This window comes from Catenulispora sp. GAS73 (assembly GCF_041262085.1).
GTDB lineage: Bacteria > Actinomycetota > Actinomycetes > Streptomycetales > Catenulisporaceae > Catenulispora.
The window spans coordinates 197,238-215,274 of sequence record NZ_JBGCCM010000015.1 but is presented as its reverse complement, the minus strand read 5'-3'; the positions used below and the strand labels follow the sequence as shown (position 1 = coordinate 215,274).

At 71.1% G+C, this 18,037-nt stretch carries 15 protein-coding genes; 4 read left to right on the top strand and 11 right to left on the bottom strand.

The window, feature by feature from the left end:
• Positions 1–242: 242 nt before the first annotated feature.
• Positions 243–1,304 carry a LacI family DNA-binding transcriptional regulator gene (locus tag ABH935_RS23675; RefSeq protein ID WP_370380102.1) on the top strand — a complete coding sequence of 354 codons (1,062 nt, stop codon included), beginning with the start codon at positions 243–245 and terminating at the stop codon, positions 1,302–1,304.
• A 25-nt stretch (positions 1,305–1,329) separates the two neighbouring features.
• On the opposite strand, the gene ABH935_RS23670 is transcribed toward ABH935_RS23675, so the two are convergent.
• Entirely contained in the window at positions 1,330–1,569 is a 240-nt protein-coding gene (locus tag ABH935_RS23670) for a type II toxin-antitoxin system RelE/ParE family toxin (protein WP_370380101.1), read from the bottom strand.
• Positions 1,566–1,877, bottom strand: a complete 312-nt coding sequence (locus ABH935_RS23665; RefSeq protein ID WP_370380100.1) for a type II toxin-antitoxin system Phd/YefM family antitoxin — start codon at positions 1,875–1,877, stop codon at positions 1,566–1,568. The genes ABH935_RS23670 and ABH935_RS23665 overlap by 4 nt, the downstream gene beginning before the upstream one ends.
• A 120-nt stretch (positions 1,878–1,997) precedes the next feature.
• Between ABH935_RS23665 and ABH935_RS23660 the strand changes: the two genes are divergently transcribed.
• Complete coding sequence (locus ABH935_RS23660) at positions 1,998–2,654, top strand: GntR family transcriptional regulator (protein ID WP_370380099.1); 657 nt, start codon at positions 1,998–2,000, stop codon at positions 2,652–2,654.
• Between the two features lie 8 nt (positions 2,655–2,662).
• On the opposite strand, the gene ABH935_RS23655 is transcribed toward ABH935_RS23660, so the two are convergent.
• Entirely contained in the window at positions 2,663–3,793 is a 1,131-nt protein-coding gene (locus tag ABH935_RS23655; RefSeq protein ID WP_370380098.1) for a CaiB/BaiF CoA transferase family protein, read from the bottom strand.
• A 48-nt stretch (positions 3,794–3,841) separates the two neighbouring features.
• Between ABH935_RS23655 and ABH935_RS23650 the strand changes: the two genes are divergently transcribed.
• Together ABH935_RS23650 and ABH935_RS23645 are read left to right on the top strand one after the other, a co-directional pair.
• A complete protein-coding gene (locus ABH935_RS23650) occupies positions 3,842–5,017 on the top strand; it encodes an acyl-CoA dehydrogenase family protein (RefSeq protein WP_370380097.1) in 1,176 nt (391 codons plus the stop codon).
• A 191-nt stretch (positions 5,018–5,208) separates the two neighbouring features.
• Positions 5,209–6,417 carry a D-alanyl-D-alanine carboxypeptidase family protein gene (locus ABH935_RS23645; protein WP_370380096.1) on the top strand — a complete coding sequence of 403 codons (1,209 nt, stop codon included), beginning with the start codon at positions 5,209–5,211 and terminating at the stop codon, positions 6,415–6,417.
• A gap of 18 nt (positions 6,418–6,435) precedes the next feature.
• On the opposite strand, the gene msrB is transcribed toward ABH935_RS23645, so the two are convergent.
• The 8 genes from msrB to ABH935_RS23605 all read right to left on the bottom strand — a co-directional run bounded on the left by msrB (position 6,436) and on the right by ABH935_RS23605 (position 18,014).
• Positions 6,436–6,852, bottom strand: coding sequence for a peptide-methionine (R)-S-oxide reductase MsrB (msrB, locus tag ABH935_RS23640; RefSeq protein ID WP_370380095.1), 417 nt, complete (start codon positions 6,850–6,852; stop codon positions 6,436–6,438).
• Positions 6,853–7,056: 204 nt separating this feature from the next.
• Positions 7,057–9,699 carry a cell wall-binding repeat-containing protein gene (locus ABH935_RS23635; RefSeq protein ID WP_370380094.1) on the bottom strand — a complete coding sequence of 881 codons (2,643 nt, stop codon included), beginning with the start codon at positions 9,697–9,699 and terminating at the stop codon, positions 7,057–7,059.
• A gap of 118 nt (positions 9,700–9,817) precedes the next feature.
• Entirely contained in the window at positions 9,818–11,269 is a 1,452-nt protein-coding gene (locus tag ABH935_RS23630) for a polysaccharide biosynthesis protein (protein WP_370380093.1), read from the bottom strand.
• Positions 11,270–11,295: 26 nt separating this feature from the next.
• Entirely contained in the window at positions 11,296–12,018 is a 723-nt protein-coding gene (locus tag ABH935_RS23625; RefSeq protein WP_370380092.1) for a response regulator, read from the bottom strand.
• Between the two features lie 116 nt (positions 12,019–12,134).
• Positions 12,135–12,881, bottom strand: coding sequence for a LuxR C-terminal-related transcriptional regulator (locus ABH935_RS23620; RefSeq protein WP_370380091.1), 747 nt, complete (start codon positions 12,879–12,881; stop codon positions 12,135–12,137).
• Positions 12,881–15,274, bottom strand: a complete 2,394-nt coding sequence (locus tag ABH935_RS23615; RefSeq protein WP_370380090.1) for a sensor histidine kinase — start codon at positions 15,272–15,274, stop codon at positions 12,881–12,883. The genes ABH935_RS23620 and ABH935_RS23615 overlap by 1 nt, the downstream gene beginning before the upstream one ends.
• Positions 15,275–15,596: 322 nt before the next feature.
• Positions 15,597–17,414 (bottom strand): ABC-F family ATP-binding cassette domain-containing protein, encoded by a 1,818-nt coding sequence (locus tag ABH935_RS23610; RefSeq protein ID WP_370380089.1) that lies wholly within the window; start codon positions 17,412–17,414, stop codon positions 15,597–15,599.
• Between the two features lie 36 nt (positions 17,415–17,450).
• Entirely contained in the window at positions 17,451–18,014 is a 564-nt protein-coding gene (locus ABH935_RS23605; protein WP_370380088.1) for a Uma2 family endonuclease, read from the bottom strand.
• Positions 18,015–18,037: the final 23 nt, after the last annotated feature.

Below are 18,037 nucleotides of genomic sequence, written 5' to 3'. Positions count from 1 at the left end.
TCCGTTGTCTGGGGAGGTGCCGTGCCGCAGTCATCGGCGTGCCGCGAAGGTACAGCTGTAAACAGGCGACTGCAAGAGTCTGATGAAAAATCGAAAGAACACGACTAGGTTACGGATGATCCACTCAGGCCTCTGACGGCTGGTCGCAGGGTCACCGGAGGTTTGCGGACAGATCTTGGAATCTTGCACGAGTTGGCGCGAACCCATCGCGTTCTTACCGATTTCCGTTCTACTCTTGCGGTATGACGAGCAGACTCGCCGAGGTGGCGCAAAAGGTGGGGGTCAGCGAGGCCACGGTGAGCCGGGTACTCAACGGCCGACCAGGGGTTTCCGAGAGCACCCGCACGGCGGTGCTGACCGCGTTGGACGTGCTGGGGTACGAGCGGCCCACGCAGCTGCGCGGCGAGCGGGCGCGGCTGATCGGCCTGGTCCTGCCGGAGCTGCAGAACCCGATCTTCCCGGCGGTCGCCGAGGTGGTCGGCGGCGCGCTGGCCCAGCGCGGCTTCACGCCGGTGCTGTGCACCCGCACCGCCGGCGGCCTGTCGGAGTCCGACTACGTGACGATGCTGCTGGACCAGCACGTCTCCGGCGTGGTCTTCGCCGGCGGCCACTTCGCCGAGGACGAGGCCCCGCACGAGCACTACCACCTGCTGCGCGAGCGCGGCATCCCGGTGGTCCTGTTCAACGCCGCGGTGGAGCACCTGGAGCTGCCGCAGGTCTCGACGGACGACGCGGTGGCGGTGGAGCAGGCCTTCGCGCACCTGGCGTCCCTGGGCCACGAGCGCATCGGCCTGGTCCTGGGTCCGGAGGACCACGTCCCCTCGCGCCGCAAGCTGGCCGAGTACCGCACACAGTGCGAGAAGTACGGCCGCACGGTCGACGAGACGCTGATCGAGCACGCGATGTTCGCCCTCGAAGGCGGCCAGGCGGCGGCCTCCCGGCTGCTGCGCGTCGGCGCCACCGGCATCATCTGCGCGAGCGACCCACTGGCGCTGGGCGCGATCCGCGCGGTCCGGCGCGCCGGACTGCGCGTGCCGCGGGACGTGTCGGTGATCGGCTACGACGACTCGGCGTTCATGAACTGCACCGATCCGCCGTTGACCACGGTACGTCAGCCCATTGAGGCGCTGGGGCGGGCCGCCGTGACGCTGCTGGTGAACCAGATCGAGGGCGGCCGGGTGGCGGCGGAGGAGCTTTTGTTCGAGCCGGAGCTGGTGGTGCGGGGGTCGACGGGGTCTGTGGTGGGGCGCGGTGGCGGGGTCGAGGTGGACGGGGAGGAGTTGGTGGAGGTGGTGGGCGAGTAGCGGGGGTGGAGCGGCTGGCCGCTTGCTAGATGGCGGTCCCGATCTTCCACACGGTGATGGTTGTCGTGCCGTCGTCGTTCGGCTCGGCGGCGATCTCGTAGGTGATCCGGAGCCAGCCGGCGTGGAGGCGGCCGACGCTACCGTGCCGGGGTTGGGGATTGCTTCGGAGGTCGTTGAGCGAGGCGTACACCGCGCGACGGTCGTCGGCGTCCAAAGCGGCCAGGGCGCGACCGGCGACGTCGTCGAGGATGACGCGATAGATCATGTGTCGCGTGCCGCCTTGGTGACGATGGCGTCGAATTCCTCGAACGGCATGTTCGTCATGTCGCCGATGACGACCGGCGGTCTGCCGGACGCGGTGGCGGCGGCCTTAGCCTCGGCGATCTCCCTGGCGATCTCCCGGGCGATCTCGGCGGCCTCCAGGCGGGCGAACTCTTCGGCGTCCTCGGGCGAGATGAGGACGGCGGCGGGCCGGCCGTGGTCGGTGATCGCGATCCGCTCGTGGCCGTGCCGGGCGCGAGCGGCCAGTTCGCGCAGTTGTCCACGGGCCTCTGTCATCCCTATCGTCATCATGCTCACAGTGTACGCAGTGGTAAAAGTGCGCACATTGCAGACCCGCCGAATACCGAGCCGCCCGAGCCCCGCGTGCTACCGTTTTGGATCCAGTTCCGGGCAGTGAGGGTGGGAGGCGTTGTGGCCGAGGTGGGGTCGCGGCCGCCGACCGCGCAGCAGTTCGTGTTGGCCGAGGTGCGGCGGGCGATCACGGCGGGGGAGTTGGTGCCCGGGTCTGCTATTCGGCAGGAGGCTTTGGCCGCGCGGTTGGAGGTCAGCCGGGTTCCATTGCGGGAGGCCTTGAAAACGCTTGAGGGCGAGGGCCTTGTCACCTATCGAGCGCATCGGGGGTATCGGGTCGTCGAGTTGTCGATGGCTGATCTGCGTGAGGTGTATCGGCTGCGGGAGATTCTTGAGGCCGAGGCGGTGCGGGCCGCGGTGCCGTTGCTTGATGACGCGGTGTTCGGGCGGCTGGAGACCGCGCAGGCTGAGGTGGAGCGGGCTGCCGAGGACGGTGCCGTCGCGGAGATGGCGGCGGCCAATCGGCGCTTCCACTTCGCGCTGTTCGAGGCGGCGGGGATGCCGCGGTTGGTGCGGATCATCGGCACGCTGTGGGACAGCACCGATGCCTATCGTTCCCTCTACTACGCGGGCGATGAGAACCGGCGGCACGTCGTGGCCGAGCATCGGGCCGCGTTGGCGGCGCTGCGCGCCGGGGACGCTGAGGGCGCCGTGCGGTGGTTCGATCGGCACCGGGCGGCTGCGGTGGAGACGTTGGCGGGACAGATAGAGAGTTAGGCCAGGGGCTAGGGCTGCGCCAGCCACTCCCGGATGGCGCCGCCGTCGGCGTCCAGCGCGGGTGGTGCGGCCCGGTAGGCGGCAGGCGTCGTGCTGAAGCGCACCGGATGCGCGGTCTGCCGCACGCCCCCGACCTCCACCGCCGCGTTCAGCCCCAACCGGTCGGCCAGTGCGAAGGCGTCCGCGACGTCGTTGATCGGCCCGCATGGCATGCCGGCCTCCGTCAACGTGCTGAACCACTCCTCCGCCGGTCTGGCGGCCAGTCGCTGGTTCAGCTCCGCGATCAGCGCATCGCGGTGTGCGACCCGCGAGGTGTTCGTCGCGAAGCGCGGGTCGGCGGCGAGTGCCGGGGCGCCGAGCGCTCTGCACAGGCTGTGGAATTGCCGGTCGTTGCCGGCGGCGATCACCATCGGCCGGTCGGCCGCGTCGAAGACCTCGTACGGCGCGATGCTCGGGTGCCGGTTCCCCATCGCGCGCGGCACCACGTCGGCCGCCAGGTACGCCGAGGCATGGTTCACCAGCCCTGACAACAGCGACGTCAGCAGTGACACCGACACCCGCTGCCCCTCGCCGGTGGCGTCGCGGTGGCGCAGCGCCGCCAGGATCCCGAACGCCGCGTGCAGCCCGGTGATCACGTCCACCAGCGCGACGCCCACCTTCGTCGGCCGACCCGGCTCGCCGGTGACACTCATCAGGCCGCCGACCGCCTGGACCAGCAGGTCGTAGCCCGGGAGCGTCGCGCCCGCGCCGTCGCCGAACCCGGTGATCGAGCAGTAGACGACCCCGGGATTGCGCTCCCGGAGTTGGTCGTAGCCCAGGCCGAGGCGCTCCATGGTGCCGGGCAGGAAGTTCTCCACCACTACGTCCGCGCGCCGTATGAGCTCCTGGGCCAGCGCCACGTCCTCCGGCGACCGCAGGTCCAGCGCGATCGAGCGCTTGTTGCGGTTCACGCCCAGGAAGTACGTCGCCGTCCCGTCGGCGGCGAACGGCGGACCCCAGGCCCGCGTGTCGTCCCCGCCGCCGGGCCGCTCCACCTTCACCACGTCCGCGCCGAGGTCGGCCAGCAGCATCGTCGCGTAGGGGCCGGCCAGGACCCGGCTGAAGTCCGCGACCAGGACGCCGTGCAGCGGGGGATTCATGCGGCCACCATACTGGATCCAAAATCCATTCTGTGGTGGAGTAGCCCCATGCCCTCGAAGCCTGTGTCCCCCCTCGACCTCTTCGCGATCGACGGCCTCCTGGACGACGAGGAGCGCGCCATGCGCGACCTGGTCCGCTCCTACGGCGCCCGCGAACTGCGTCCGCACATCGCCGACTGGTTCGAAGCCGGAGAGCTGCCCGCCCGCGACATCGCCCGCGGGCTGGGCTCCCTCGGCGTCCTCGGCATGCACCTGCACGGGTACGGCTGCGCCGGGACCAGTGCCCTGACGTACGGTCTGGCCTGCATGGAGCTGGAGGCCGTCGACTCCGGCCTGCGTTCGCTGGTCTCGGTGCAGGGTTCGCTGGCCATGTTCGCGATCTGGCGCTACGGCTCCGAGGAGCAGAAGCAGACCTGGCTGCCGCGCATGGCCGCCGGCGAGGCGATCGGCTGCTTCGGGCTGACCGAGGCCGACTTCGGCTCCAACCCGGCCGGGATGCGCACCACCGCCAAGCGGGAGGGCGGCGGCTGGATCCTGAACGGCACCAAGATGTGGATCACCAACGGGTCGGTGGCCGACGTCGCCGTGGTGTGGGCCGGGACCGAGGATGGGATCCGGGGTTTCGTCGTGCCCACAGACACCCCCGGGTTCAGCGCGCCGGAGATCAAGAAGAAGCTCTCGTTGCGCGCCAGCGTCACCAGCGAGCTGGTGCTGCAGGACGTCCGGCTGCCGGCCGACGCGATGCTGCCCGAGGCCGCCGGCCTGTCCGGGCCGCTCGGCTGCCTGGACGAGGCGCGCTTCGGCATCGTGTTCGGGGCGCTCGGGGCGGCCCGCGACTGCCTGGAGGCGGCGATCGCCTATGCGCTGGACCGCGAGGTCTTCGACCGGCCGCTGGCCGGCTTCCAGCTCACCCAGCAGAAGCTCGCCGACATGGCGCTGGAGCTCGGCAAGGGCATGCTGCTCGCGCTGCACCTGGGCCGGCTGAAGGACGCCGGCACGCTGGACCCGCGGCAGGTGAGCCTGGGCAAGCTGAACAACGTGCGGGAGGCGCTGGCCATCGCGCGGGAGTGCCGGACCATCCTGGCCGCCAACGGGATCACGCTGGAGTACCCCGTGCTGCGACACGCCAACAACCTCGAATCCGTGCTCACGTACGAGGGCACGAGCGAGATCCACAGCCTGGTGATCGGCCGGGCGCTGACCGGGGTTTCAGCCTTCGTGTGAGCGCGGGAGTGACCGGACTCGATCTTGTAGGCCGCTGATGCTTGGTCGCGCACAGTCCGCCGAATAGTGTGTGAGGCGTGCTGAGCAGCGAGTCACCGAGGGCTGATGAGGGGGACGGCGTCGGGGGCGGGCGTCACGCGTCCGGCGGGACCGGGGTTTGGCCGGGGCGGTCGGCTGGAAACTCGGCAGGCATGCGTGGGTCACTGCTTCGTCGGAGTGTCACTGTCGCCGCGGCGTGCGCGGCGCTGATCGCTGCGGGCGCCGGGGGCGCGGTGGCTGCTCCCGCTCCCACCCCCACGCCGTCTGTCCCCAGCTCCACGCCGCTCGGCCCGACGGTGACCAGTCCCGGGACCCCGCCGATCCCTCCGGACGTCCAGGCCGGGTCGTTCGTGCTGGCCGACGAGGACACCGGAACGATTCTGGCCGAGCGTGCCCCGCACGAACGGCTGCGTCCCGCCTCGACTCTCAAGATCCTGACAGCGCTCGCACTGATGCCCCGCCTGGATCCGGCGCAGGTCCACCTCTCCGTGCCCGGCGACATCGCGGCGCTGGGCACCACCGAGCCCGGCGCGAGCGCGGTCGGCATCAAGCCGGGGCTGTCGTACCGGGTCTCCGACCTGTGGAACGGAGTGTTCCTGCGCTCCGGCAACGACGCCATCGCCACACTGGCGGCCATGGCCGGCGGCGAGGGGCCGACCGTGGACCTGATGCGCCAGACCGCGCAGCGGCTGCACGCGAACGACACGGTCGTGGTCAACGCCGACGGCTACGACGCCGACGGCCAGGTCTCCAGCGCCTTCGACCTGGCGCTGATGGCCCGCGCGGGCCTGCAGGACCCGGGTTTCCGGGCCTACTGCTCGCTGGAACGCGCCAAGTTCCCCTCGGTCAACGGCACCACGTTCGAGATCGACAACGAGAACCGGCTGCTCGGCAGGTACCCGGGCATGATCGGGGTGAAGAACGGCTACACCTCGCTGGCACACCACACCTTCGTCGGCGCCGCGCAGCGCGCCGGCCGCACGCTCGTGGTCTCGGTGTTCGACGCCGGCACCGACATCTACCAGCAGACGGCGAAGCTGCTCGACTGGGGTTTCGCGGTGCCGGCGACCGTGGCTGGGGTGGACCAGTTGGCCGCGCCGGATCCGCTGCGGAAGTCGGCCGTTCCGGACGAGACGCTGCCGCCGCCGGACGCGCTGCACGTGAAGAAGCGTGACGCGCTGACGGGGAGCGACGGGAGCATTCCGACGTCTGCTGCCGCCGCCTCGTCGCCGCACAAGGCGGGCGGCTCCACGGCGCTGGGCGACGCGTTCGAGACGCTGCTCTACGTGCTCGGGTTCCTGGTGTGCGCGGTCGTGGCGTTACGCGCGCGGGTGTTGTTGAAGCAGCGCAAGGAGCGGTGATGTGCGTTCGGCTCGGGCTCAGGACGCCGCGGCGGACGCCGACTCCTTCAGCATCAATCCGATCGAGTTGACGCAGTAACGCCACCCGCCGAGTTCCTCGGGCGCGTCCTGGAACAGGTAGCCGAGGTGCGATCCGCAGGTGGCGCAGCGGATCTCAGTACGCAGCATGCCCTGCGAACGGTCCTCGTGCGTCTCGACGAGTTCTTCGGTGATCGGGCCCGAGAAGGCGGCCCAGCCGCACTCGGCGTTGAACTTGGACTGCGAGCCGAACAGCGCGGTGTCGCAGCCCCGGCACAGGTAGATGCCCGGGTCGTCGTTCTCGACATAAGCGCCGGACCACGGGTTCTCGGTTCCGAACTCGCGCAGGGTCTTGTAGGCGGCCGGTCCCAGATGCTGCCGCCACTCTGCCTCGGTGCGCTCGACCTTGTACACCATGTAGTCGAGCCTACTCATGTGACGCGCGGGCGCCAGGGTTTTGGAGATGCGTTACAGAGCACGGGCTGCTCCTGAGAGTGGTTTTCGGTAACCGGCGGGTAGCGTCGTGAACAGGGCGAATGTATGTACGAACTCGTATTCGCCGCAGCGCCCGGTGATATGCACTGCGGCGAATCAGGCGTCGGATGCCGCGCGGGCGGAACGTCAGCCGGCATGCCCGCCGACGGTCGTCACCACGGACGACTGGACCCCGGTCGACACCGCGACCGGGCCGCCGAAGATCTCGACCGCCGCCAGCTGCTGCTTCCACAGCGCGAGCAGCCCGGACACGTTCGGCGGCAGCTGCTTCGGATCGGTGAGGAGCAGCGGGACGCCGGCGTTGGCCGCGTAGGCGCCGCCGGTGAGGGCGTCGGGGAAGACGGTGCCGCTGGCGAGGCCGACCGCGACCGGGGCGTGGCCGGCGGTCATGGCCTCTCCGACCTTCACGGCGGTCGCGTAGCGGTCGCCGCCCCACAGGTCGGTGGCCGCCTTGCCGGGGGCGGCCTTGGCCACCGCTGTCACCGCCGCCCCGCCGACGGCGGTGACGTGGCTGTGCGCGGCCACGAACGCGGCGGTCGCCGGGTTCAGGACCGGGCCGTCGGAGAGCACGACGGCGGCGTGCTGCGCGGCCGCGAGCGGGCCGGCGGCGAGCGCGTCGGCGAAGTCGGTGCCGGTGGCCACGACGACGTTCGCGGTCGGCCCGAGGCCCTCGCCGGCGATGCGCAGCGCGGTGTCGAACCGGTCGCTGCCGCCGATGCGCTGGACGTGGTAGCCGAGCGCGGTCAGCTGCGCCTGCACCGCCGGGGAGACGGCCGTGGTGCCGCCGAGGAGGGTGATCGTCTTGGTCTTGTCGGCGCCGAGGACCCGCTTGATCTCGGCGGCGGTCGCGCCGTCCAGCGACTTGGGATCGGTCAGCAGCAGCGGGCCGTGGACGTGCGCCGCGAGCGGGACGCCGGCCAGGGCGTCCGGGGCCGCGTCACCGCGCGCGATGACGACGCCGCCGGCCGCGCCGTCCTTCCACTGCGCGGCGGAGACGTCGAGCGCGGTGCCGTAGCGGGTCGTGCCGCCGAGCCGGGTGACGGTCGCGTGGCCGGGGGTGCCGGACGGCGGGGTGGGGCCGACGGGGGTGCCGGTCGGCGGTGGTGTGGTGACCGGGGGCGGGACGGTGACGGCGATCTCGCGGGTGATGCTCGCGCTCTGGAGGGTGCCGGTCGTGACGGTGAGGGTCACCGGGTAGGTGCCGGACTTGGTGTAGGTGTGCGGGATCGGGGTCACCGGGGCGTTCTGCACGTACGGGGTCGAACCATCGCCCCAGTCGACGGTGTAGATGCTGATGAACGACCCGTTGTCGCCGCCGTTCAGGTCGGGGGGAGGAGCGGAGGCGGTCGGGTCGGCGATGATCCCGCCGGGTGTGCTCGGGTCTGCCGTCAGTGTGAGAACCGGAGTGGGCTGGATGACGGTGCCGAGTTCGTAGCTCTGCACGGCCGTGCTGCCGGCCTTGCCGTCCTGGCCGGTCGCGGTGACGTACAGGTACTGACCCTGGGTTTTGGAAGGATCCGAGCTGACCGGGAAGGTCTGGGAGAACACCGGGTTGGTGCTGGTGACCTTGGTGCCGTTGAAGTCTGCGGTGTAGCTCGCGATCGGGGTGAAGCCGGCGATACTGGCGCGGGCGTCGACGGTGATGGTCTCGGAGGTGGCCGTGCCGGTGATGGAAATGCTGGCCTTCGTGACAGGCCCGCCCTGGTACTCGGCGGCGCCCCGGTCGTAGTACGTCTCGGGCCCGGTGCCGGTGTCGCCGACCTGTGGGTCGTCCACGCGGGGATTCCCGTTGAGATCGGTTGGAAGGGCGCCGGGCGCGGAGGAATCCGCCGAGTCGATGGCGGGCGATCCGGGCAGCGGCTCCTCGTTGTCCGGGTTGAGCCGCGGGTCCGTCATCAGGTCGAAGGCGCCCCGGCCGGAGTGTGCGGCGAAGGAGGCCACGTCCGGATAGGCCGTGCCGCCCCAGGAGTACGGCGCGCCCGCGGGCAAGGGGGCGCCGGTGTCCGGGTCGTTGGACCGTGGAGCCGGATCGACGATGTTGTGGTGAACGGCGGTGCGGCTCTCCGCGGCGGTGTCGACCGAGATCTCGACCGGCTGGGCCGACGACAGAGTGCGTGTGCCCGTCGAGATGTTGTTCGCGATGGTGGTACCGGTCGAGACGCCGTACACGCCGATGCCGACGTTGAATCCGTCGACCACGGTGTTCCCGGTGATCTCGTTGTCCGGCGAGTCTGTGATCTTGACGCCGCCCTTGGCGTTGGTGATGTAGTTGCCGGCGACGACGTTGCCCGTCGCGCCGCCGGAGATGGCGACGCCACTGCCGCTGGATTCGATGCGGTTGCCGGTGAGCGTCACCCGCGTCGAGTTCCCGCTGATCACGAAGGTGTCCGTGGCGGACGAGGGACCCGATGCGGTGAAGCCCTCGATGACGACGTCGTGCTGGTCGTTCACGACGGCCGCGTGGGCCGGCGAACTGATCGGGGAGGTGCGGCCGAAGGAGTCGGTGACCGGTTTGACGGTGATCGGGGCGCCGGGTGTCCCCGACTTCGTGACGTCCAGCTCCGTGTTGTAGAGGCTGTAGACCGCGATGGTGTCGCCGGGGCCTGCCGCGCTCATCGCTGTGGGAAACGTGCAGAACGGGTCCGTGGCGGATCCGGTGCCGCTGTCGGAGCAGGCGTTGGTGCCGTTGTTCCCGACATAGATCGTGTTCCCCGTCGCGGCGTGTGCCGACGTGATGGGGGCCAGTCCCGCCGTGGCGAGCGTGGACAAGGCGAGAAGGGTTACCCGACGAGTAGACACAATCCTCAATCGTGCCGGTCGCGCACGCGCGGGGGATCCGATCGCTGGCGTATACGTTCGACGCTTTACGGCTGATCAGGACATTGATTCACGGGGTTCGGCGGGGTCGGTCGGGACTCTGCTTGGCTAGTTTTGCCAGCATCTGCCGTACTTTCGGGTCCCGGTTCTTCTCGGCGGCCTTGTACAGCTTGTCCAGGCGTTCCGGGAGGTCGGCGTAGTCGGCGGGTTCGGTGGGCTCAGATGGCCGAGGGTTCTTCGCCTTCTGCGATGAGCTGACACAGCGGATCGGCACCTCGGGCAGCTTGTACTGCCGCGTGAAGCGCGCGACCACGTCGGCGATCCGTGCCGGCTCGCCGAGGTCGAGGGTGTAGATCTCGCCGCCGGTGGCGGCGCGTGCGGCTTCCAGCGTCAGGGCGACGGCTTCCTCGACGGTCGCGAAGCAGCGGGTCGCATCCGGGTGCGTGACCGTCACCGGGCCGCCGGCTCGGATCTGGTCGGCCAGGACGGTCAGGAGCGAGCCGTGGGCGTCGAGGACGTCGCCGACGCGGACGGCGGCGAACACGGTGTTCGTGCGCTTCTTCGTACTCTTGTCCGCGGCGGCGCGGATGACGGCCTCAGCCGCTCGCTGAGAGGCGCCGAGCATCGATGCCTGATCTGCGTCGGGGGAGATCCGTACGAAGCGCTCTGTGCCGTGCCTGGCCGCCGCGCGGACCAGGTTGTCGGTGCTCAGGACGTTCGCCCTGACGCCCAGGCTCGGGCGGCGCTCCAGGACCGACGCCTGCCTGAGTCCGGCGGCGTGGAAGACAACCTCGGGGCGGAGGTCGCGGAAGGTGCGGTCGGTCTGGTCGCGGTCGGCGAGGTCGGTGGTCAACGGCGTGGCGTACAGGTCCGGACGGAGGCGGTGCACGGCGGCTTCGTCGCCGTCGAGGAGGAACAGCTCGCCGGGGTTGAAGGCGTGCAGGTGGCGGCTGAGTTCGGCGCCGAGCGCGCCGCCGGCCCCGGTGACCAGGACGCGCTTGCCGGTGACGATCTCCTTGACCTCGGGGGAGACCGCGTGTGGTTCCGGGCCGTCGATCAGCGCCCTGACGTCCAGGGGGCGCAGGTCGGAGCTGGTCGCCTCGCGGGGCAGGTAGGCGGAGTGCCAGGGCAGATACCGGACGACGGCTCCCGCGCCGATCGCCGTGGCGGTCAGTTCGCGGATGCGCGCGGTCGGCAGGCCGGGGATCGCCAGCAGTACGGCTTCGGCCTGGTGCTCCGCTACGAGGTGCGCCAGGTCCGGGAGGGTGCCGAGGAGCGGCAGGGCCGGCTCGGGCCGGGCTCCGCGGTCGGCGAACGGGTCGCGGGCGTCATCCACGAAGCCGATCGGCCGCAGCTCCTGGTCCTCGGCGCCGCGCGAGCCCGCTGCGCCGTGCAGGTCCCGCACCAGCGCCCGGCCGGCCCGTCCCGCGCCGACCACCAGCGCGCGCAGCACGGCGGGTGGCCGGATCCACGAGGCGGGTCCTTGCGACCCGTCCCATGGTGCCTCGGCCTGTCCGGTCATCGTTCCTCGCGGTGCCTGGCGCCGCCTCAGCGGGGGTCTTCCCCGATTCCGGCGCGTCGGGCCACCGCCACGGCGGCCAGCGTGGAGTGTACGCAGAGCTTGCCCAGGACGTTCTGCATATGCGTGCGGACCGTGTTGGGCGACAGGAACAGGTGCTGGGCGATGGAGGCGCGGGTCATGCCCGAGACCATGCACTGCAGGACCTCGCGCTCGCGCGGGGTGAGCGCGCCGACCAGGGTCTCGTGCTCGTTGCGCTCCTGCTCGGCGGCCATCAGGTCGCTCAGGACGTAGGTCAGCAGGCGGGGCGGGATGTGCGTCTCGTCGCGCAGGACGCCGCGGACCACCTGGAGCAGGTGCTCCACGGAGCCGTCCTTGGCGACCCAGGCGTTCACGCCGCCGCGGACCGCCTCGGCGACCCGCTTCTCCTCCTCGCCGGCGGTGACCATGATGATGCGGACGTCGGCGTGGCCGGCCCGGATCTCGGCGGCGAAGCGGATGCCGTCGCGGCCGTCGAGGTCCACGTCGAGCAGGACCACGTCCGGGCGGCGCTCGTCGATCAGCCGCCGGGCGCCGTCGATGGTGGTGGTGGCGGCGACCCCGAAGCCGGGCTCGGCACGCAGGCGCGAGGCCAGGGCCTCGGCGAAGGTGCGGTGGTCGTCGACGACAAGGATTCGGACCTCCCCGAGGCCCGCGACGTCGAGGCGCTCCTCGGCGCGGTCCTCGAGTCCGATCGTGGAGGCGTCAAGCATGCTCCCCATCCTTGCAAGCCGGTGGCGCGGCGCCCACCACCATGGTGTGGAGCCGCCGGTACTCCAAATGACGTAGACGCTTGTCTAGACGGGCCCGGTCAGACTGGACCCGGCGGTCACTGCGTCGCGCCGAGGCGGTCCACCGCGCCGACCCGGGCCACGATCGCCGAGGCCTCGACGCGGGAGTGCGCACCCAGCTTGACCAGCACGTTCTGCACGTGGGTGCGGGCCGTGGACTGCGCGATGTCCATGGCGCGGGCGATCTGCTTGGTGGACTCGCCCTCGACGATGCGGCGTAGCACCTCGCGCTCGCGCGGCGTCAGGTAACGCAGCGTGCGCTCGGCCTGATCGACGTCCGGGGCCTTGAGATGCCGGACCGCCGCGCGCAGCAGCTCGGGATCCACCGCCACCTCGCCGCCGGCGACCCGCTCCAGGATCTGCACGATGCCGTCGATCCGCTGATCCTTGCGAGTGAAACCGGACACCCCGAGATCCAGCGCGGCACTGACGATCGCCGGATCGTCGGTCGCCGAGACCATCAGCACCTTGGTGCGCGGATGCCGCTCCAGCACGGCCCGCGCCAGCTCCAGGCCCGCGGTGACCATCCGGCTGTTCGGCCGCGACACCGGGAACGCCTGCTCCCCCGCGGTCGCCAGCGGCGAGGCGGCGGCGCGCGCCGAGACGGACATCGGGAAGTGCACGTCCAGCATCAGGATGTCCGGATCCAGGGAAGCCACGGCGGCCAACCCCTGCGCCGGGGTCGAGGTCACGGCCTCGACCTGGTAGCCCTTGGCGGCCAGCGAGGCGGCCAGGGACTCGGTGAGCAGGGTGTGGTCGTCGCAGAGCACGATCCTGGTGGGCATCAGAAAGCGCCTCCTGGGAGCAGGGAGAGCTGGACCGAGGCGACCGGCTGCAGCGCCGAGGCGGGGATGCGCGGGGGATGGGTCAGGTTCGCCTGGGAGGGGAGCTGGATCGAGGCGAGGGCGGTGTCGTCCTGACCGGTGGGGATGATGTGGAGGGGCTGGGTGTCGGAGGGGTCGAAGGTGGGGGTGGGGGGCTGGGGGGCTTGGGTTGGTGTCGGTGTTGGTGTCGGTGTCGGTGTCGGTGTCGGTGCCGGCGCCTGCGCCGGGAGCTGTGGTGCGGCGAACGCGGGCGGGGCGGTCGGTGTTTGCGTGGCGGCGGCTTCGACCTGGGCCTGCGGTGTGCCGGAGTGTGCCGGGCCAGCGGCGGCAAAGACATCTGCGGCGAACGCGGGCGCGGCAGTGCGGGCCGGCTCGTCGGCAGAGGCGAAATCCGGTGCGGCGAACGCGGGCGCGGCGGCCGGTGTTTGCGCGGCGGGGGCTTCGACCTGGGCCTGCGGTGCGCCGGAGGGCGCGGGGCCGGCGGGGGCAAAGACATCTGCGGCGAACGCGGGCGGGGCGGCCGGCGTTTGCGTGGCGGCGGCTTCGACCTGGGCCTGCGGTGCGCCGGAGTGTGCCGGGCCGGCGGGGGCAAAGACATCTGCGGTCGGCGTGGCGGCTTCGGCGGGAGCTTGGGGCGCGGCGGGTGCCGCAGAGCGCGCCGGCTGCGAGGCGGCGGCCTCGGCGGGAGCCTGGGGCCCGGCGCTGCGGCGCTCGGCGAGCAGACCGGTCGGGACCGGGTGCGCGGCGATGTCGGCCTGCTGGGGCATCGGTGGCTGCGGCGCGGTGATCTCCGAGGGCGCGTCGTAGACGCGACGCTGAGGCGCGGCGTCGTTCTTCAGCGGCAGGCCGAAGTAGCCCGTCTCCGCAGCGTCCGAAGACTGGTTCTTCTGCGCCGCGACCCCGAAGAAGCCGCGGTCGTCGGCCGGGCGGTTCTGCTGCGCCGGCAGCCCGAAGTAGCTCCGGTTGGCGGCAGCCTCCGGTGCGATGGCCGGCGGCGCGGCGATCGCGTCCTGCTCCGTCGCCCGGGCCCCGAACAGGTTCCCCCGGTCCGCGGGCCCGCCGATCGCCAGCTGCTCCGGTGTACCGGAGATGGCCATCGGCTCCGGCCAAGCGCTGATCCGGGTCACGAAAGCGTGGCCGCCGGTCAGCGTGTGGCCCGTCGGCGCGACGGTGTGACCTGCCGCCGGGGCGGTGTGCCTGGCGATGGCGAGGTCGTCCACGTCCTCGAAGTCGTCCTCGTCGAGGTCATTGAAATCGTCGAAGTCCGCCAGCGCCCGGTGCAGGTTGCCGGCCGCGAGCTCGGCGGCCAGCTGGGTCAGCGAGATCTCGCCGTGGAAGGTCTTGGTCAGCTCGTCGTCGGCGCTCAGCGGGCGGATCGGGGTGACCGGGAGGACCAGCCGGACCAGCGCGCCGCCCAGCGGGCCCTCGGCGAACTCCACCGAGCCGCCGGCGGCCTCTATCGTGCGGCGGACGACCGCCAGGCCCAGGCCGTGGCCGGCCGGGATGTTGCCGAAGCCGGGGCCGCTGTCGTCGACCTCTATCACCGCGCGTTCGCCCTCGGCGGTCTCGAAGCGGCGGACGGTCACCTGGACGCGGCCGGAGTCGCCGGCGGCGCGGGTGCCGTTGGACAGGACGTTGCCCAGTGCCCGCTTGAACAGCACCGGGTCCACCGTCACGTGCAGCGGGTCCTCGGCCGCGGCCAGGGCCAGGTCGCCGTCGAAGGTGGCCCGCCAGCGCTCCACGGACTCCGCGGCCAGGCCGGCCACGTTGCACGGCACCGGATCGCCCAGGCCGTCCACGCCCTGCTTGGCGTCGTCCAGGAACTGGCGGACCGTCGCGGATATCTCCTCGGTCTGGGACATGATCTCCTGCAGCACGTCCCGGACCCGCTCGGGCACGTCCGGCCGCAGTTCGGCGGCGGAGGCCAGCATCAGGATCGCGGCGACCGGCTGGCGCAGGTCGTGGCAGACCTCGCGGACCCGGTCCAGGGGGATCGCGGTGCCGCCGTCGGCGTACAGGACCGCGTCGCGGCGGTGCGAGCCGTGGTAGCGCTCCAGCTCCGCCCCGGTGGCACTGGTGGCACCGGTGGTCCCGGCCTCGATCGCTCTGGTCGCTTCGGCGGTTCCGGGAGCTCCGGGCGATCCGGGCGTTCCGGTGGCAGAGGGATCGGCGGAAAGACCGGCGGCCGCGGCTCGCGCCGCCTTGTCCGCCGCCTCCTGGGCCCGCAGCTCGCGCAGGTCCAGCAGCACGGTCTCGTCCGTGCCGCGGAGGTACGGGTCCTTCGACCCGCCGGCGCCGCCCGCCGGTCCGCTCATGTCGGCGCCGGGCGTGGTGGTGTCCGTGGTCGTGCTCATGATCGTCCCCCACCCCAGCGGTTCCGGGCACGGTCCGACGCGCGGCGGATCGGACATGCGGCCCCGGCGGGCCGTGCGTCCGCGTAGCGTGCCACGCGCCTCCCCCTTGCTCCGGCCGCCGGGCGAACCCCGCGGCCATCATCGACGTTACGCCGGCGGACCACGGGCGAGCAGGCAGGACGCGACGGATCACGCGATGGGAGCAACCGGCCGGCCGGCGGGTGTACGCCGCCCGCGGTCCTGCCCTCCCACCTCGAACCCGGCAGGCCCCCACGACCCACCCGACCGGTTCCCCCGGTCCGGCTTCGAGGTCGATCGCCGTCTACTCGGAGAGTGAGAGCCACTCATCCTCTAGACGGAGACGTTCCTCATGCAACTCGCGTAGCTTAGCGTCCGCATCGGCCGCTGCGAGATAGTCTCCCCCAATCCGTGAGAGTTCCTCATGCAGCGCGGCCTCCAACTCGGCGATCTTGTCCAGGCGCCGTTCGATGCGCGCCAGTTCCTTCTTGGTCGCGCGGTCCTCGCGAGAGCCCGCACCACCGCTCGACAGGTTTGACTGCTGGGCGGGCGCTTTGGTTGTGCGGGAGTTGGAAACCTCTGTGGCGCGCTGCTCACGGTGGGCGAGGTACTCGTCGACGCCACCGGGGAGCAGCCGGATCCGGCCGTCCCCGTACAGCGCGGCGACCCGGTCGGTGGTGCGCTCCAGGAAGTAGCGGTCGTGGCTGACCACCAGCAGGCTGCCCGGCCAGCCGTCGAGGATGTCCTCAAAAGCGGTGAGGGTGTCGATGTCCAGATCGTTGGTGGGCTCGTCGAGCAGCAGGACGTTCGGGGCGTCCATCAGCAGCCTGAGCAGCTGCAGCCGGCGCCGCTCGCCGCCGGACAGGTCGCCGACGCGCGTCCACTGCTTCTCGCCGGCGAAGCCGAACCGCTCCAGCAGCTGCCCGGCGGTCAGGGTCTTGCCCTTGCCGATCTCGACCGTGGAGTGGACCTTCTCCACCGCCTCCAGCACCCGCCAGGTGGGGTCGATCTCGGCTACCTCCTGCGACAGGTGCGCCGGCTTCACGGTGACCCCGGTGACCACGCGCCCGGAGTCCGGCTGCGCCTCGCCGAGCAGCAGCCGGACCAGCGAGGACTTGCCGGAGCCGTTGACGCCGATCAGGCCCAGCCGCTCGCCGGGCCCGAGCTGCCAGGTGACGTGCTGCAGCAGCTGCTTCTGTTCGGCGCCCTCGCCCACGGCGTAGGACACGTCCTCCAGCTCGTAGACGGTCCGCCCGAGCCGGCTGGTCGCGAACTTCTGCAGCTCGGTGCTGTCCCGGACCGGCGGCTCGGCGGCGATCAGCTCGTTGGCCGCCTCGATCCGGAACTTCGGCTTGCTGGTCCGGGCCGGGGCCCCGCGCCGCAGCCAGGCCAGCTCCTTGCGCAGCAGGTTCTGCTTGCGGTCCCACTCGGCGTCGGCCTGCCGCGACCGCTCGGCGCGGGCCAGGACGTAGGCCGAGTAGCCGCCGTCGTAGTCGAGCACCTGCCCGTTGACGACCTCCCAGGTGCGCGTGGTGACGGCGTCCAGGAACCAGCGGTCGTGGGTGACGGTGAGCAGCGCGGGCTTGGCGGTCGCCAGATGCCGGGCCAGCCAGGCGATGCCCTCGACGTCGAGGTGGTTGGTGGGCTCGTCGAGCAGCAGCAGGTCGTGCTCGTTGATCAGGGCCTTGGCCAGCGCCACCCGCCGCCGCTCGCCGCCGGACAGCGGCCCGATCCGGGTGTCCATGCCGTCGGGGAACCCCGGGAAGTCGATCCCGCCGAACAGCCCGGTGATGACGTCGCGGACCCGCGCGTCGGCCAGCCACTCGTGGTCGGGCTTGTCGGCGACCAGCTCGTGCCGGATGGTCGCGTCCGGATCGAGGGTGTCGTGCTGCCCGACGAAGGCGATGCGCAGCCCGCCGGTGTGCGTGACGCGCCCGGAGTCGGGCTCGTCGAGCTTCGCGAGCACCCGCAGCAAGGTCGACTTGCCGCCACCGTTGCGGCCGACCACGCCGATCCGGTCGCCCTCGGACAAGCCCAGCGAGACTTTGTCCAGGAGGGTGCGGGCGGTGTAGGCCTTGGAGACGTTCTCCAGGTTGACGAGGTTGACAGCTTGGGGTGCCATTCCGCCAACGCTACCGGGTGGTGGCGGGGGCGGTTGTCAGACGTCCGTGAGATCGATCTCCACGGGGAAGCCGAGGTTGGTCTTCACGACGCCGTCGAAGATGCCGGTGTTCTGGTAGACACCGGTCTTGGGGTCGAGGGAGTACGTGTAGATGACCGGTTGTTCGCCATCGATCTCGATCCGCCAGTAGTACCGGATTCCGGCGGCCGCATATTCGAGTGGCTTCACCATCCGGTCCGTCGACTGCGAACCGGGCGAGACGATCTCGACCACCGCTAGCACTGCGTCGAGCGGGATCCGTCGATTACGCGGAGTGTCCGCCTTGTACACGAGCACGTCAGGTTGGCGGTTCAGGAGCGGGATGTCACGAAGTCGAAGATCAACATCCTCAGTGGTGCGCCACGCGGGCCCGCCTGCTGCCTCGATGACGTTCGCGATACGCCGCGACACATCGTTGTGGAACGGGGTGGGGGTAGGGCTCACGTGGACCATCCCGTCGACGATTTCGATGTTGCGGCAAAGCTCCTCCGGCATGGCGTCGTACTGCTCTGCGCTTATCTGCTCGTGCATCCACGAGTAATCGACCGTCTCAACAGACATGTCCCACTCCTCCCTCCGGCTTT

Bases quoted from the DNA above. Each gene is read 5' to 3' on its own strand.
- ABH935_RS23610 (WP_370380089.1), bottom strand. From the start codon at position 17,414: ATGGCACCCCAAGCTGTCAACCTCGTCAACCTGGAGAACGTCTCCAAG.
- ABH935_RS23670 (WP_370380101.1), bottom strand. From the start codon at position 1,569: ATGATCTATCGCGTCATCCTCGACGACGTCGCCGGTCGCGCCCTGGCC.
- ABH935_RS23630 (WP_370380093.1), bottom strand. From the start codon at position 11,269: ATGACCGGACAGGCCGAGGCACCATGGGACGGGTCGCAAGGACCCGCC.
- ABH935_RS23650 (WP_370380097.1), top strand. From the start codon at position 3,842: ATGCCCTCGAAGCCTGTGTCCCCCCTCGACCTCTTCGCGATCGACGGC.
- ABH935_RS23620 (WP_370380091.1), bottom strand. From the start codon at position 12,881: ATGCCCACCAGGATCGTGCTCTGCGACGACCACACCCTGCTCACCGAG.
- ABH935_RS23605 (WP_370380088.1), bottom strand. From the start codon at position 18,014: ATGTCTGTTGAGACGGTCGATTACTCGTGGATGCACGAGCAGATAAGC.
- ABH935_RS23645 (WP_370380096.1), top strand. From the start codon at position 5,209: ATGCGTGGGTCACTGCTTCGTCGGAGTGTCACTGTCGCCGCGGCGTGC.
- ABH935_RS23615 (WP_370380090.1), bottom strand. From the start codon at position 15,274: ATGAGCACGACCACGGACACCACCACGCCCGGCGCCGACATGAGCGGA.
- ABH935_RS23655 (WP_370380098.1), bottom strand. From the start codon at position 3,793: ATGAATCCCCCGCTGCACGGCGTCCTGGTCGCGGACTTCAGCCGGGTC.
- msrB (WP_370380095.1), bottom strand. From the start codon at position 6,852: ATGGTGTACAAGGTCGAGCGCACCGAGGCAGAGTGGCGGCAGCATCTG.
- ABH935_RS23675 (WP_370380102.1), top strand. From the start codon at position 243: ATGACGAGCAGACTCGCCGAGGTGGCGCAAAAGGTGGGGGTCAGCGAG.
- ABH935_RS23665 (WP_370380100.1), bottom strand. From the start codon at position 1,877: ATGATGACGATAGGGATGACAGAGGCCCGTGGACAACTGCGCGAACTG.
- ABH935_RS23625 (WP_370380092.1), bottom strand. From the start codon at position 12,018: ATGCTTGACGCCTCCACGATCGGACTCGAGGACCGCGCCGAGGAGCGC.